Source organism: Marinoscillum furvescens DSM 4134 (genome assembly GCF_003386095.1).
Classification (GTDB): Bacteria; Bacteroidota; Bacteroidia; order Cytophagales; family Cyclobacteriaceae; genus Marinoscillum; species Marinoscillum furvescens.
In genome coordinates this window covers 46,133-61,856 of sequence record NZ_QREG01000019.1, presented here as the reverse complement: position 1 = coordinate 61,856, position 15,724 = coordinate 46,133, and the positions used below count along the sequence as shown (strand labels likewise).

At 40.7% G+C, this 15,724-nt stretch carries 9 protein-coding genes; all 9 read right to left on the bottom strand.

The annotated features are described in order from the left end of the window. Positions 1–14 precede the first annotated feature (14 nt). The 9 genes from C7460_RS17570 to C7460_RS17535 all read right to left on the bottom strand — a co-directional run bounded on the left by C7460_RS17570 (position 15) and on the right by C7460_RS17535 (position 15,674). On the bottom strand, positions 15–3,155 hold the full coding sequence (locus C7460_RS17570) for an efflux RND transporter permease subunit (protein WP_115869443.1): 3,141 nt from the start codon (positions 3,153–3,155) through the stop codon (positions 15–17). Positions 3,156–3,162: 7 nt separating this feature from the next. Next, positions 3,163–4,386, bottom strand: coding sequence for a signal peptidase I (gene lepB / locus C7460_RS17565; RefSeq protein ID WP_115869442.1), 1,224 nt, complete (start codon positions 4,384–4,386; stop codon positions 3,163–3,165). A 6-nt stretch (positions 4,387–4,392) separates the two neighbouring features. Then, positions 4,393–5,940: a TolC family protein gene (locus C7460_RS17560; RefSeq protein WP_115869441.1), complete on the bottom strand. Its 1,548-nt coding sequence runs from the start codon at positions 5,938–5,940 to the stop codon at positions 4,393–4,395. After that, entirely contained in the window at positions 5,937–9,005 is a 3,069-nt protein-coding gene (locus tag C7460_RS17555) for an efflux RND transporter permease subunit (RefSeq protein WP_115869440.1), read from the bottom strand. Before C7460_RS17555 ends, C7460_RS17560 begins: the two co-directional genes overlap by 4 nt. Before the next feature lie 111 nt (positions 9,006–9,116). Then, complete coding sequence (locus C7460_RS17550) at positions 9,117–10,199, bottom strand: AhpC/TSA family protein (protein ID WP_170148083.1); 1,083 nt, start codon at positions 10,197–10,199, stop codon at positions 9,117–9,119. A 5-nt stretch (positions 10,200–10,204) separates the two neighbouring features. Beyond that, complete coding sequence (locus C7460_RS17545) at positions 10,205–11,296, bottom strand: efflux RND transporter periplasmic adaptor subunit (protein WP_170148082.1); 1,092 nt, start codon at positions 11,294–11,296, stop codon at positions 10,205–10,207. 190 nt (positions 11,297–11,486) lie between these two features. Then, a complete protein-coding gene (locus tag C7460_RS17540; RefSeq protein ID WP_115869437.1) occupies positions 11,487–13,082 on the bottom strand; it encodes a 6-bladed beta-propeller in 1,596 nt (531 codons plus the stop codon). Between the two features lie 414 nt (positions 13,083–13,496). Then, a complete protein-coding gene (locus C7460_RS23550) occupies positions 13,497–13,712 on the bottom strand; it encodes a hypothetical protein (RefSeq protein ID WP_147303004.1) in 216 nt (71 codons plus the stop codon). A gap of 54 nt (positions 13,713–13,766) precedes the next feature. Further along, entirely contained in the window at positions 13,767–15,674 is a 1,908-nt protein-coding gene (locus C7460_RS17535) for an O-antigen ligase family protein (RefSeq protein ID WP_147303003.1), read from the bottom strand. Between the last annotated feature and the right edge of the window lie 50 nt (positions 15,675–15,724).

Genomic DNA, 15,724 nt, shown 5'->3' with positions numbered 1-15,724 from the left:
TCACGAAGAAAAAGTTAATTCTTTTGACTGAAATCAACTTTATTAATTAACAATGGAAGGTAAAACACCACAGCAATCAACGAAAACACCAAACCTCCGATGGTACCAGTGGCAAAGGCATACCAAAATACTTCATTTTGCCCCTGCCATATAAACGGTACCAGCCCCAGGATAGTGGATAAAACGGTTAAAAATACGGGTATACACTTTAGGTTAAAAGCCTTGATATAAGCCCGAGGTTCTGGACAGGGCATGCCCTTTTTCAGCAAATTGAAGTCATTAATGATATAGACACCAGAATTAACTGAGAGACCTGCCACCATAACAAAGGCTGCCAGACCCCCTTGATCAAAATTGATGTCAAACAGATAAAAGGTGAGGAAGACCCCAATAAATGAAACTGGTATCATAAGGAGAATGGAAAATGGTTGCCTAAGAGACTCAAAAAGCACAGAACAAACCACAAAAATGACAACTAATATGTACAGGATGAGGTAATACTGACTCTCATCATCTTTGTTCCACCCTCCCCAAGTAGGTATAAAAACTCTAAATCCCAATGGCAACTTTAATCGAAGATCCTCTACATATTGGTCTCTGACTTTCTTACCCAGCAAATCAGGCCCGATGAAATCATAAGCCACCTGCAACTGATACTGTTGATTTCGTTTATGTATGTTATTACCGGAATTACGTTTTTCCAGAGACGCTATTTCTTTAAGCTTAAATAGCTTTTCTCTTTCTAGTACTGGTGTGTTTCTCAAGCTCCAAACGTCAAAGTACTTGAAGTTTTCTGGCTGAATAACCACTTCCTGTAAAGCCCCATCCAAATATACCTGCCCAAAAGTCACTTCTGATACTCGTGCCTTTAAAAACCCATAAATATGTGTCTTACTCAATTCTCTTAGAGCCAAACGTTCCTCATCAAACTCCATGTAATACTCTGAATCAATACCAGCACCCCAACTCCGCGGCTCAGTGATATCCACTTCCTTTATTCGGGGGTTGGTGAGCAAGGACTTCTTCAAAGTAGTCGCTATTTCATGCAAATGTTCGTAATCATAACCTTCTAATTGTATTCGGCTGTTTCGAAACCCAGTCCCCAGCGCATTAGAAAATCCCCTACCCACCCCATATACGGACCAGTCTAAGCCTCCCAATGAAATAGCTTTCGATTCTAGTCGACTCTTGAGCACATAGGGAAAGCCTGATCTGTCATGATCTTCCTTAAAATAGATAGCAATATGAGCATTTTGTGGATCAGTGATAGATGTATTAAACACATCTACTTCATCAAACTGGCTAATGAAGTCTTCCATGCGTATAACAGCTTGGTTCAACTGCTGTATGGTACACCCCCTGGGCATACTCCCTCTCACATGCAAAGTCGTGCGCTCTGGCTCGGCATAAAAAGAGCTTTCGAAAACATATTCGGTAAACAACCTCAATGATCCTCCCAGCAATGTTTCTAATAAAGGAGCCGCTTCGCTCTGGTACCATTCGCTACCGAGAGTTTCATTATAAACATTGCTCCACCAGGTCTGTTCCTTTTGATGATCTGGCAACCAATGTATTGGTAATCCGAAAGCAAAAATCAAGACAAGAATTAAACCCCATCGAAAACGTCTTAAAAAAAGTATATATCTCCCGTAAAGCTTATTAAAGAGGATTACTTTTTTTTTCCTCTTAATCAATCGTCGGCTAATTTTTCGGCTTAAGGGGATATTCTCCATCAGAGCTGGTATAAAAAACAATGCTATTGAGATGGATACTGTTAAATTAATAGCTATTACTACTGCAAAATCAATTAGGTTTATTTGCTGACTCTCCTTCATATGAAAAACAGCTGACAAGGCGCCAAGCGTGGTAAATGTAGCAGCCAATATCGCTACAAGCACTCGTTTGTCTCCCTTATTTCGTAGATGATCTATCATGACAATGCTCGTATCAATGATAAGCCCAAGAGAAATGGTGATTCCTGCCATACTATAAAGGTGAATCTCCAACCTGAGAAAATAATATAGAGCCACCGCCACAGCAAGGTTGCTCACTATGCTTAAGAAAATCAGTAGTAAGTATTTTAGCTGTCTACTTACCAGTAGTACGAATATGAACAAAACCAGCACTGAAAATAGGGATCTTTGAATGATCGTTCGGAGTTCTTCTTTTATATATTCAGTTTCATCATAGACAAGACTAAGCCCGTACCCTTCTGGCAGTTCTTTTACCATTGTTGACATGTGTGCCCTTACCTGATCAGCCACTTTCAGATTATTAACACCATCCTCAGGGTAAACGACAATATTGAGCATATTTAGGCCGTTCACTCGATAAAAAGCATCTGCCCTCTTCTCTTCATACTTCAAATCCGCTAATTGATTCAAATAAATTAACCGTCCGTTGATTGACTTGACAGGAATTTGTGAAAGCTCAAAAGTCCCCCCTTGTCTTTGGCTCATCGCTACTGAAAACTCTAACCCCTCATCGCTAGTGGTACGCCCTAGATACCGTATATCAAAGTAAGTCCGTAATGCCTTTGATATATCCTCAATGCTAATTCCCAAACGAGTCAGCTCGTCGGCATTATAGGTCAAACGATAGTAAAAAGGAGTAGCTCCATAAACCTGAACACCACCAACACCATCTATATTTGAAAGGGATGAACTAATATGATCATCTGCATACTTCTTGATAAAATAGGAACTTACAGAAGCACTAAGAGCATAAGTTAAGAGTGGTTTGGGTTGTTGACCTGATGAACTGAGAGAAATGCTTGGATAATTCAAATCTTCCGGCAAGTCAGGGTAAACCTGTCGGACCAAACTTGCCACCTCAAAACGCATGGCATCAATAGAAACCTGTTCTTTAAACTCCAGATTAATCCTGCCGTGTCCCCGTTTAGTGACCGAGCGAATTGATTTCAACCCCTTCATAGCCGCTAGCACACCTTCCAGCGGGGCGGTCACTTCTTTTTCAATAATGCGGGCCGATGCACTCGGCCAATAAAATTGAATTGAAAGCTTCGGTAATGAATTTGATGGAGTGAGCTGCACATCAAGCCGTGACAAAACACTAATTCCTATCAACACCAGGCAAGCAAAAACGATAAGAACCGTAAATGCCTTTTTTTGATATGTATATGGTCGATTCCCCAATTTCTTCTTACAATTTCAACCACAAACGTCTCCAATTAACCCCTCGCCAATCATTGGAAAACAAAATTCGATCTGCCCGTCCAAGTATATTTCTCTCTGGAACAAATTGAGAGTATCTGGAGTCATTTGAATCCTCTCGGTTATCTCCCATCATAAAATAATAGTCTTCTTTGAACTCATATTCAAATATCTCTTGACCATTCACAAAAAACCTGTTATCCATATACTGGAGATCCACCCCTTCAAATTTGCGAATCACCCCTTTATATGTATAAAATAACTTATCGTTCAGCTTTAATTTCATCCCGCTGTAAGGCACGCGCAAAGGACCAAAATTATAGATGGTCCAGGTGGAGTCAATAGCTCGCAAATATCGAGACCGGAGTTCTTGCGCTTCAGGCTTTACATTTAATGAATCAATTACACCCCAAGATCTAACCCTCTCAATAGCATTAGTTGGCAATCTAGCTTGCAACGCAGCATTCGATTTTCGTGCCCCCAAAAAGGCCGACCTTCGAGAATTTATGCCTATAGAATCTAATCGGTGCATTGTTGCCGAGACATCATGAGTCCAGATATCCATAGGCACCAAAGTCCCGTGTATTTCATCACCTGTAAAATGGTCTGGTATGGCGTTGATTACTACCAACTCCCTGCCAGGGCCAGCTACGCAGCGCTTGATGAATGGTGTTTCATTCATAGCGCCTTTTGTGAAAACCAATACATCTCCTTCACTGATGTCAGTAAACCCCGCCAATCTTCTATACCCCCACCAGTTCCGATCTGACTCTGTGATACTATCCATTGTCAGATAAAAGAAAAGGTTAACCCACGGGACCTCTAACGGAGAACGAGGTAATACAGGACCATAGGCCAGTTTATTGACAACTATTTTGTCTCCAGGTACCAGTGTGGCCTCCATGGATGAACTAGGAATGGCATACACTTCAAAAAAAAACAACCGCATACAGATACCTACCATGAACACAGTCACAATGGCATAGAAATACCTAATTGCGGAAAAGAGACGCCCAACCAATGCAGTATGCTCTTTCCTTTTTGTTTTTTTCCACAAATAGACACTAAGCAACACGGCTCCAAACAAAACACCTATCCAGACCAAACCTCTAATTACAGCAATTGACACACCGATTAGCATCAATAACCATAAATAGCTTGATAGCCTCTGACTGGCTTTTTTTTGACTTTTGACTAACTCTAATATTCCCATAAGTATTTAGGGGTGAAATTCCTCAAAAGACGCAGACAATGGACGCTGGTTTCTGAAATCATATAGTGTCAACTGCTGAAGTCGATAGTAGTGCTGCCAGTACAGTTTTAGGTTATTGATATAATTCTCCTGAGCATTCTGTCTGGCGTTTACAGCGGACGTTAAAGTGAGTACATCTGCATTACCCGTTCTAAATCTGCTCTCCGTTAACTGATACGATTCAAGAGCAATAATTTCGGATTTTTTGGATGTACGTACTAGTTGCTCTTGCAGGTTAAAGTCAATGGCCTGGAGGGTAACTTCTTGCTCAAAATCGCTCTTGGCCTGAGTAATTTCAATCTCTGCCACTTCTTTCCGTCTCAGTGCCATCTCTTTTCTGCCCTTTCTCTGCCCCCAATCCAGCAAAGGCATGGACACATCAATAGCCACCATCTCCTGATCTAGCATGTCCGTGTAGAGTTGGCTGGGGTCGTCAGCTTGTTGGTTCAAACCAAAACTCGCCGTAAGGTCTATGTTCAGGTTGCCCTCTTTCACCGTGCGTTCAAGATCTCTCTCTGCCTCTAGTCGGGTTCGTCGCAACTCGAGCAAGGTTGGATTAGACTCTAGTGCATAACCAACCGCCTCCATTGCATCTATTTGTAGTCCTAAGGTTTCCTCCGGTATTTCAGGAAATAGTACAACCGCCTGATCCAGTCTCAGAAAAGAACTCAAGTTGAATCGGGCTCGGGCAATTTCCTTATTAGCCATCACCAAATCAGTGGTAGCATTTTGCATGGACAATTCCAGGTTTAGCAGACTCTCTTTGTCAATCGTGGTGAGGGCAAATCTTTTACGCCCGATATCATGAAGTTCCTGCGCAGACTTTAGATTGCTCTTAGCCATCTCACTACGTTTGATAGCAAGGAGAAGATCAAAGTACAACCCCACCACAGTCCTATTAATTATTTGTTGCTCTCGGATAAACGCTTTGCGCGCATGTTCAAATTTTAATGGTTCAAGCTTATGTAGCCACTTGGTCTCATTAAATGCAAACATTGGCTGGACCACACCTATTCTCACAGGAGTCAAACTGTAGGTTTCCAACCCGTCAGCATTAAAGTTTAGCAAGCGATTAAAATCCGAATCGACATAAACTTTACCTCCCGTTATTCCAATATTCTGATTCACAGAAAGGTTTGCATAAGAATTCAAGGTCTGCTGTTCGCGAAAAACCTCAATATTCTGATTGATATCATAACGTTGCGTCATCGCCCTATTGAAAGTAAACGGCCGAACTCGCAAGCTAGCCTGAGGCAACAAGCTGGATTTGAAAGCCTTGTACTCCCAGTAACTAGCCATGTAAACGTTTTCCGCTTTAAACGCCTCTAAAGACTGCTTCCCTGCCAGCTCAAGCACTTCATCCAAGTCCATGCGCAAGGTATCTTGGCTTACAGCCGAAATATTTAGCGCTAACACTCCCAGCAAAACAAAAAACCACTTACTTAGGCCGCTTTTTGAACCTGAAAATACAGCATCAGCTATGGACCAGTTTTCGCTTACCATTCTCTTCTTCATACTTTAAAGAGCTTTACCAAATAGAAATAACAAAGCGGAATAAAATACATGCTTACAAAAACACCTAGAACCATACCCCCTGTCACTGCAAGTGCCAGGGGCTTCTGTAAGTCAGCCCCCATTCCTTGAGAAAAAAGCACCGGTAGCAAAGCCAGCACTGTGGTGATACTGGTCATCAAAATAGGCTTGAGTCTTCGTTGCCCTGCCACTAGTAGAGCTTTTAGAAGTGGCATACCTTCCCCCCATCTGAGTTGATTGATGGTATCTATCTTTAAAATGGAATCATTGATAATGATCCCGGTCATTACCACCAGGCCTATCATAGACATTAAGTTAATACCAGCTCCAAACAGATACAACATCAAAAAGGCTCCAGCCAAATCGATGGGGACTTCCAAAAGTACAATCAGAGGAATAACCATAGACTCAAACTGTGCAGCCAGTATGAAATACAATAACAGTAGAGAAATGGACAGCACAGCCAGCATCTCATAAACAAGCTCTTGATTGTCAAAAAGCGAACCTTCAAAGTCCACCCTAAAAAGGTTATGTTGCTTTACAACACCCTCCACATAACCCATTATATCAGTGGCCTCCTCTTCGTCCACCTCAAAGTGAAAAGGATAGTATCCCCCCTCCTTTCCCGCTATAAGCGTTTTCATATCCCCGGCTACTTCACTAGTAAGCAGTTCACGCATCGGATACAGTTTACCAGCTCTATTTGCTACATGCAGGGTATTGATCACCTCATGCATGGCCAAAGCGTCCTGCGGGCCTAAGATAACAGGGACAACTTCATTGCCCGTTGTAATTTTGTACACTTCATTTTCATTAAACGCGCTCCGTAGTGTGCGGATGACTGACTCCAATGAGATATCATATAGCATGACTCGATCCATGTCAACACTCAGTACATGTTGCTCTTGCCAACTCAATGGATCGATGGACGGATATTGCCGAGAAATGGCCTGATGAATAGATATGAGGCTCTCACTAACCCCCATCTTAAACTCATCGGGAGGGTAAACCCTGGCCGTCAATGGTGAATCCTTCCCAGAAAAAATCGTCTCAAATAAATTTACATCGTTTCTAAATGAAAAGACGGCCTCCGGATATTCACTCTTGAGATACTGGGATAAATCCTGCTTCAACACCGCCACACGCTCAGCACTTTTGGACATGAGATAGACACTTACCTCTGACGAAGAGTGATCCACGTGCTGCAAAAGATACTGTTGCCCCCCGATAAGGCTGATCTCCTGATCGATTTTATCTGAAAAACGTGCGGTCAATCTACTTAGTCTACTTCGGTTTTCATCAACATGAATCGGTTCATTCCAGTCAATGTCTAGCACAAAATCATTTTGGGGTACTGGAGGTAACTGACTAACCGGCAAGTACCGATACAGCCACACAGCACCCATCAAAAGAATTAAAAAACACAGCCAGGAAATCCGCTGATGCCTCATAACCCAACGAAATCCTATTTCATAGAGCCCTTCATAATTCAGCATATTGATCGATTTCAGTTTACGATCAAGCCATAGTTCTTTTTCCCTACGATAAAACAAAACATAATAGACTGGTAACAAAGTGACCGAAACCAAAAGAGAAGTAAGCAGACCCAAAGAAACAGCCATGGCCTGGTCAAAAAATAATGCTCCCGAGATTCCACTTAAGAATATAAGGGGTATAAAAACCGCACAAGTGGTAAGGACAGAACTCAACAAAGGGCTAAAAACCTCTGACGTACCCTTTGCAGCCGCTTGCAGCAAACCAAAACCTCGATTACGGTACTGTGTGATGTTATCGATGACAATGATGGAGTTATCTACCATCATTCCTACCCCTAAAATCAGCCCCGACAATGAAATGATATTGATGGTGATTCCGCAGAGGTGGAAACTCAAAAGTGTACCAAGTACGGCTATCGGCACACTCACCCCTATCAAGAAAGGAGACCGAAAATCCTTCATAAAAAAAAACATCACAACAAAAGCTAACGCAATTCCCCATGCCAAACTCTGCTGCAAATTCGAAATGGAAAAATCCAATAGAGCCGTTTGATCCTGACTGATTTCAAACTGAATATGCGGATAATCCCGTTCAAATATTTCCAACAAACGAGTTAAGGATGACTTCAATTCACGCATTTGGGCATCCCCTTGCTGAATAATAGCCATACTGATCGCATCCTGCCCATTTAATGTCACCAAACCCTTTCTTTTGCGAGGCTGCTCCCTTATTTCTGCAAGTTCCGAAAGCCTATATACTTGACCTTCCCGCTTGATATGCAAGGTCTCAAGGTCCCGAATGTCATTAATTTCCGAATCCACCTGAACATTGTATTCATATTGGCCATCACGGATCAAAAGATTGCCCAGGTTAAAATTGTGATCTCTGATCACTTGCTCGATATCGCCCATTGTAATATTCAGAGCCCTAATCCTGGCTTCATCAGGAACGATGAGTATGTCAGAATACATCCGGCCACTCATGTCCACAAGAGCCACTTCAGGCAGTTGCTCAATGCGTTTTCTGATGACCTGCTCGGCAAATCGCCCCAACTCTCTAAATCTGGTAAGGTTGCGCTCCTTCACCTTACCATCAGAAAGGTCATATTCTTTGCCATCCTTTACCGTGAGATTTAAGTAAAAAACAGGAATATCGGTGGCGCTCGCCTTAATGGCTCGAGGACGATCAATGGTATGCGGCAGATAGTTGAGCGCCTGATCTATCTTTTCATTGACTTCTATGAAGGCAAAATTGATGTCTGTACCATAGTCAAATTGCAAGTGGATAATCCCCTGCTCGTTACGTGACTCGCTGGTGATATCTTTTAGATGAGATGTTTGCAGCAACTGACGCCTCAGGGGCTTGACTACTGTTTTTTCAAGCTCCCGAGCAGATGTATTTTTAGCATATACCTGCACCGTGACCTCAGGTATATCTATCGGAGGCATCAGCGAGACTGGTAGCTTACCCAAAGCCACCACACCCAGCACCAGCACCGAGAGAAATACCATGCTAACCGCTATGGGACGCTTAATAAGAAATTCAACCATTTAATTGATTCAATTATTTGGTTTGACGGCTTGGATATTAGACATTTTCATTTTTTAATAGATCCAGGCTAAAGCCCTATTGGAGCTATGCTTTCATATTAACCCATAGCATCAACTACCGAAAATTTTCTCCAGCTCATTTTGGAGTGCGTTACCCCTTAGGTCCTTTGCTACAACCACACCATTCTTATCAAGCAATAAATTATGAGGAATATAGTAGATACTGTAGGTAATAGGTACCTCTCCATTCATTCCTGTAAGATCTCCAACAGTCGTCCAGGTAATAGAATCTTCCCGAACAGTTGATTCCCAATGATCCTTTTTTTCATCAAGGTTTACACCAAGAATCTCAAAACCCTGATCCTTAAATCGGCTGTAAGCATTTCTTAGTATTGGGTTTTCCCTTCTACATGGACCGCACCAGGTAGCCCAAAACTCCAATAATACATACTTTCCTTTAAAGTCTGATAGGTTTACCGTCTTATTGGCCAGTGTAGGTAAAGAAAAATCTGTAGCCTTGTCTCCAACCTCAAACTTCTTTGATTTTTCAAGAAAAACAGCAATGGTTTTTCCCCATTCAGTTTGTTTCACATGAGGAGCGAAGTGTTCAAACAAAACTTTAGTTGAATCTTTTGGTGCTTCATTTTTATAGAACGTTAGAAAAAATGCACTTAATTCGTAATTAGGATGCATGGCTATGAAATTCCTTCCAGCTTTATTTTCCACTCCTTTTAGTGAATCATAGACGGGTTTTAATTGATCTCTAGTACTATCCGAATCCAATTTGCGAACTATGGTCATAAAACTATCTATCTGATGTCGGTAAGGAGCAATAAATGCCTCATATTCATTGCTTTGATCCTGGATTCTCGATCCGCTAATGGTAGCTTTCCCAAAAGTTGAATTTGTTGCATCAATCGTAATATGGCTATTTACTACCCATAGCGGCCTGAACAACTTGTAATCCTTTGAATGAATTACCATCTGCACGTAATCTTCAGCTATTTTACCCGAAAAACTAAAGCGATTTCCTACAACCAACGTACTGTCAAAGTCTTCATTGTTTTTTGCCAAATAGAGCATAGTGCTATCTTGAACATCAGATACAACACCCTGAATTACATACCCTTCTGAGTGAGGAGAGCAACTCATTAAAACACCTACAAAACATGTTAACCAAAGGAATTTCATCATATTCATTAAAAGTCTGATTTGGAATTATGGTTTATGGTAACATTGCTCTCATGTGCCAGATTTAGATTTCCCGAGACAATTACCGTATCCCCGACATCAAGTGATGCCCCCTTTTCGGTATTGGCCTTTACCGTGAATGACATGCTGTTCTCCAGACCTGTATGCACATATGTCCAGTAAGCTTTCCCATTAACTACTTTAAAAAGAACCTCTTGATTTTGACGGAGCACCACCGCCGACTTAGGTACCACCAGCTGATCGGGGATTTGCTTCTCCACGATCACTTTCACATTCATCCCATCCATCAAGTGACCAGGATTCTCTATCACCGCTTTCAGTTGGATCAGGCCATGCTCATCCACAATAGGGTTGAGCTCGGTAATTACTCCGCCATAGCCCTCCTCGTGAGCCAGAGGATACACCTTTACCGAATCTCCTTTCACCACCTCACGGATTTCCGTTTCGGTCAACTGAAAGGCTACTTCCATACGCTTCAAATCAACCAACTTGCAAAAGGCCTCACCACCATTTAATTGCTCATACTGCTTCTGCGCAATATTGGCCGCTACACCCGTAAAAGGAGCTTTCATGACAGTTTGTTCTAGCCGGAATTCTGCTTCCTCAAGGGCAGACTTTGCCGCCGTGTGTCCCGACCGAATGGATGCCGCATAGTACACCTTCTTAGGCACTGCAGTTGTATCCCCCAAGGCATACCCCTGGCCAATCAATGCATCTTCAAAATCCATTTTGGCCTTTTGATAATTGGTCTGAGCCTGCTGGTGTTGGAGCAAAATCTCAGTCTGAGCAAGCCTGGCGATCACCTGCCCCTTCTTCACAGGTGAGCCATTCGACACGAAGACTTTATCTATCTGCCCTGTGATTCCAAACCTCAGGTCACTTTTTTGAAGAGCGGACAATGTGCCATTGCTGATATACTGGCGAGGGAAGGTGGATTTCTTCAAGAGGACTACTTCTACTAGTTTTTTCTTTTCCTCGTATTTTCTACGTACATCCGCATTGGTCTCTCGTGGACTGGAGTTAGTGCAGGCAGCTAAAAAAAATATCCAAAGCGTGAAAAACATTGTTCGTGGTTTCATGTCAACCAATTCGAACAAAAACCTCCTTAATATATTTTTTGTGTTGAGAACTGCGTCATATCTTATCTCAACTATATTACTCATTTTAGTGACAACACTATTCATCTTATTAACCGCATTTAGAAATAACGTCGACCCCCACTTAATAATAGTGATCTGTTCCAAACTCCAAAGCTCTATTAAAAGATAATCATAAACCAAAAATATCTGGACCGAGGCTAAAGTAAGGAGATGATGCGTGATCAATATATAAACCACCTGTTTTTCTATTAATATCAAAGTATACCTTGGGAAACTTTACTCGCCCCTTTGTGCCACACCCCCTACACTGGACAGTAGGTCGGCAAAATTCAATTTCATTTGCTGAAGAAAACGATAAATAATCAAATTGTAGATCAACTCCAATTTTGTCTAGTTTGTCTTTGTAATAATCCAAGGAATCTAAGGTCATATTCTTATGAAGAACAACCTTCACAAAACCCATTTGCCTACATATCTCGTTCTTAAATCTGCTAAGGCCAGCAACTTCACGGATTGGGTATCTTGAACTTTCCTTCACCTTCATTAAAACGATGATGGGGTTATCATTCATTTTTATATTTCCCAAACCTTGAAAATAAGCAGAGTCAACACCAATATTCTGAAGCTCTAAATAAGGACTTACTATATCTACCAAGTATTTCTCGTGGTAGCTATCATGACTCATAAAAACATCTCCTTTCATACCAGGTAACAAGTCTATCTTTTTAGGAAAGGTAGAAATATCATTTGAAATGCTACTTGCGTGGAAAACTTCGTCAGTTTTCTTTAGTTTAATAAAATGATGCACGTTATCATCATATTCGTTATTTTCATCCTCACGAAAAAAATAAACGAACGACATTATGTCCTTATTATTAATTACCATGCATGGAAAGGAAGCCTTTCCCAATGAAAGTTTTGATCTAAAAAACTTCCTCTGATCTAAAGTGAACAATTTACTGATCGACTTATTATCTATACCATGGCCTAGGTAATCCACTTCATACAGAGGAACCGCCTTATCATCGGTAATTTTATAGAATTTATTGTCATATTGGGTAGATACGAAAATTTCATCTTTACTATTTATGATCAATGGATTATTATAAAGAGCAAAGTGAGCTGTCAAATCACCTTTGGTTCTTGTGGCATTTTGATTAAAGAACACCTTCTCAACTTTTCCATTTCTCAAAATTAATAAATCAGCATTGGTAGGGTTTTCTCTAAAAAAGTTATCATTTTTATTCGTATAGACAAAATAGGTGTCATTTACTCTCTTGACAGCATCGAACATGATTCGACTCTCCAAAGGAACGGTCGCTACCCAGTCAAAGGTTAAATTCGTATACTGTACAATCTTATTTTGGATATAATCAAATACTTCTATATACTTTTCGTCTTCACTCACCACGATTCCTCCCAACTTAGCATATTCTTGTGGCCCGTTGCCCTTTCTGGCTAGTTTTGATATCAATGAACCTTTTTTATTAAATAAAAAGACAATCTCCTGTGAATAATCCAAAACGTATACATAGTTTTTGGTCAAAGTAAATCCACAAGTATTGCTCAACAAAACATTGCTATCTGTCTTTAATTTTATATAGAATACTGAATCTACAAAAGCTGATAACTTTAAATTTTGAGCTTTATTAGGGTTGATAGAAATTTTTTCTGTTTGACGTTGATAATTATCAGAATGCTTTCTTTCGTCAATTTTTGCGCAGCCTAATAATATAATGAAACACACTACAACCAATTTTCTCATATCTGAACAACTTAGCAATTAAAAAAATCCTCCTCTAAAGTGAGGAGGAAAAACTCATACGAAACAACATACAACTAACACAGCACGGAAACTGTCTCAGCGCAGCCTTAATGGTCACAAACATTTACATCCAGTGTCATTAGCAACGCAACTATTCGCACAAGAACACGTATCACCATCACCAGATTCACAAGTCGCTGCTATGGCCGCTTCCAGACCTGATAAACTGATATTCGATATTGAATATGATGATTGTTCAAAATTCAAATTTAGGAGCATAACACTAGCAAATGCCAAAGCTCCCAGAAATTTTGGGATTACATTTTTCATTAAATTTTTGATTTTAGATTAACAATACATGATTAAATATTAGGGAAGTGATATGTGTGCACACATGCATCACAATTACTTCATTCAATAACATTCACAACTGGTCGAATTAGCCGAACAACCACCACTGCATTTACAGACATCACCGTCATCTGATTCACAAGTTGATGCTATAGCGGCTGCCAAACCTGACAGACTAATATAAGAGCCTTCATTAGCTGATTGACGAACATTGTAATTCATGAACATGGCCAAGCCGATTGCCAAGATTCCAGAAATTTTAAGAATTGAATTTTTCATAATTTAGAAAGGTTTATAATAAATGAAATTTAAAAATTTAACTGTCATTCAGAATTAGTAGTTGTTTATCACATCAATCATCTCATTCTTCATTTCATCAATTGCCAATGATTCCACCTTCACATCTTTCATCAACAATTCTTTTGCAACCCTTACGGCCGCTTTTACATCCCCCTCTTCTTCGTATAGTTTTGCAAGCAGATACTTGGGATAGAACCGAACGGGTATCATAGCCCCTGCATTCCTATAGGCTATTTTTGCTTTATCATAGTCCTTTGCTTTTTTATAAATATTACCCATAGCAATTTCAATAGTCGTACTACTAAAATACTTCCGCGATTCCAGTAGTATCTTTTTTGCCTCAGAGAAATCATGATCCATGGCCAATGCTTTACCGTACTGCTGTAGAAAATCTCCATCTTTGGAAAAGATAGAATAAAGTGAATCAAACCTTAAAATGGCTTCATCGTAAACATCCATTTGGTAAAACACTAACGCCGTATTCCATTCTCTAAAACCATGTGATATCTTTTGAATTTTTGAAAATATAAAAAAGGACGTAAGGATCAAAGCGACAGATATAACAACTCTAACTGCCTTTATTAGCGCTAGTACCCTAAAACTACCGTGGCTAAACAGTCTATGTGGGGAATAAATAGCCGCCGCGCCTAATGTAAATATTAACAACAGCTTAATAGGCAAAATAAGCATCGTGTAAGAAAATAGACCCAAAACTAAAAGGTTCAATAAACAAGCCATGACTACCACCAATACTTTGTTATCTCCTTTAAATAGTGGTAAAATAATACCGGTTAATAATAGAGCTATAGTAAGCCCAATCACCCCTTCTTCGGTCACAAACTGTAACGGCTCGTTGAAAGCGTAAACCGTCTCACCTGCCACCATCTCCTCCCCGGTTTCACCATGAGTTTGAAAATACTCCGCCTGATAATTCATATAGTGAGCCTTGAACCGGTCATAACCAACCCCCACCCAAGGGTGGTCTGCAATCATATTAGTTGTTACCTTCCATATCAACAACCTACCATCGGCCGATCCTTTCTTGAAGTGATAGAGGCCGTAGGCACTTCCACCGAGACAGATCGTTAGAAAAAGCCCTATCAATACCTTTTTCCATGGAGCATTTACCTTATTCCGTGTTAGACTAATAATATCGTACTTTGCTACAAAAAGAACTAGCCCACTGATAATCGCTGCAAGCCAAGCGGCTCTGGACTGTGAAGCAGGTAGCACCATGAAACTACTCAATACTCCTACCAAAGGAATGTATTCAAACAGGATCTGGTTTATCCATCTATTTGCTGTATCCCTGGTAACTGAAAAGTTTACCCATGGAATGCTCATGTCTTTTCGGAAAAACGAATCCTTCATAAACTCGTCCCGAAACAAATACATCCCAAGCGAGACAGTGAATACTCCAGCCAGATAACCTGCATAGGGTCCGGGGTTAAAAAAGCTACCCGTCATACGGAAGCCTGCGTGGTATGAAGAATAGTGCCCCCACAGTTGGAGACTGCCATAGATTGCCTGTATGATTCCGCCTAATATCACAGCCAGGAGGAAGTAAGTATAATACCTCTTGGGCATGCTGCGCAGAGTAATATAGAGCACAGTCAACCCCATCAACTCATAATACTTCATAGAAAAGCCATGGATAGGCTGCAACCAATACCTGTTAATAGTGATATAAACAAGCAAGACCAGTAGTACCACATCTAGCATAGTCACCTTCACGGATAGTTCACTAGTGAACACATACCTCATTGCCGACAAGCCTCCGATTACGAGCATACCATAGAAAAAGAAGATGGATTTACCGGTTTGAGTCGGGTGCATCAGCTCTGGCATTACCACAGATGGCAATACCACGAATAGGCCCGCTAAAACTAGCGCGATAATGTGCTGTGTTGTTCTGACTATAATGGGAGTGTGAGTTTCCACATTTGCAAGTTAAGTCGGTGTTTCAATCTTTTAGCAATTATTATTGCATA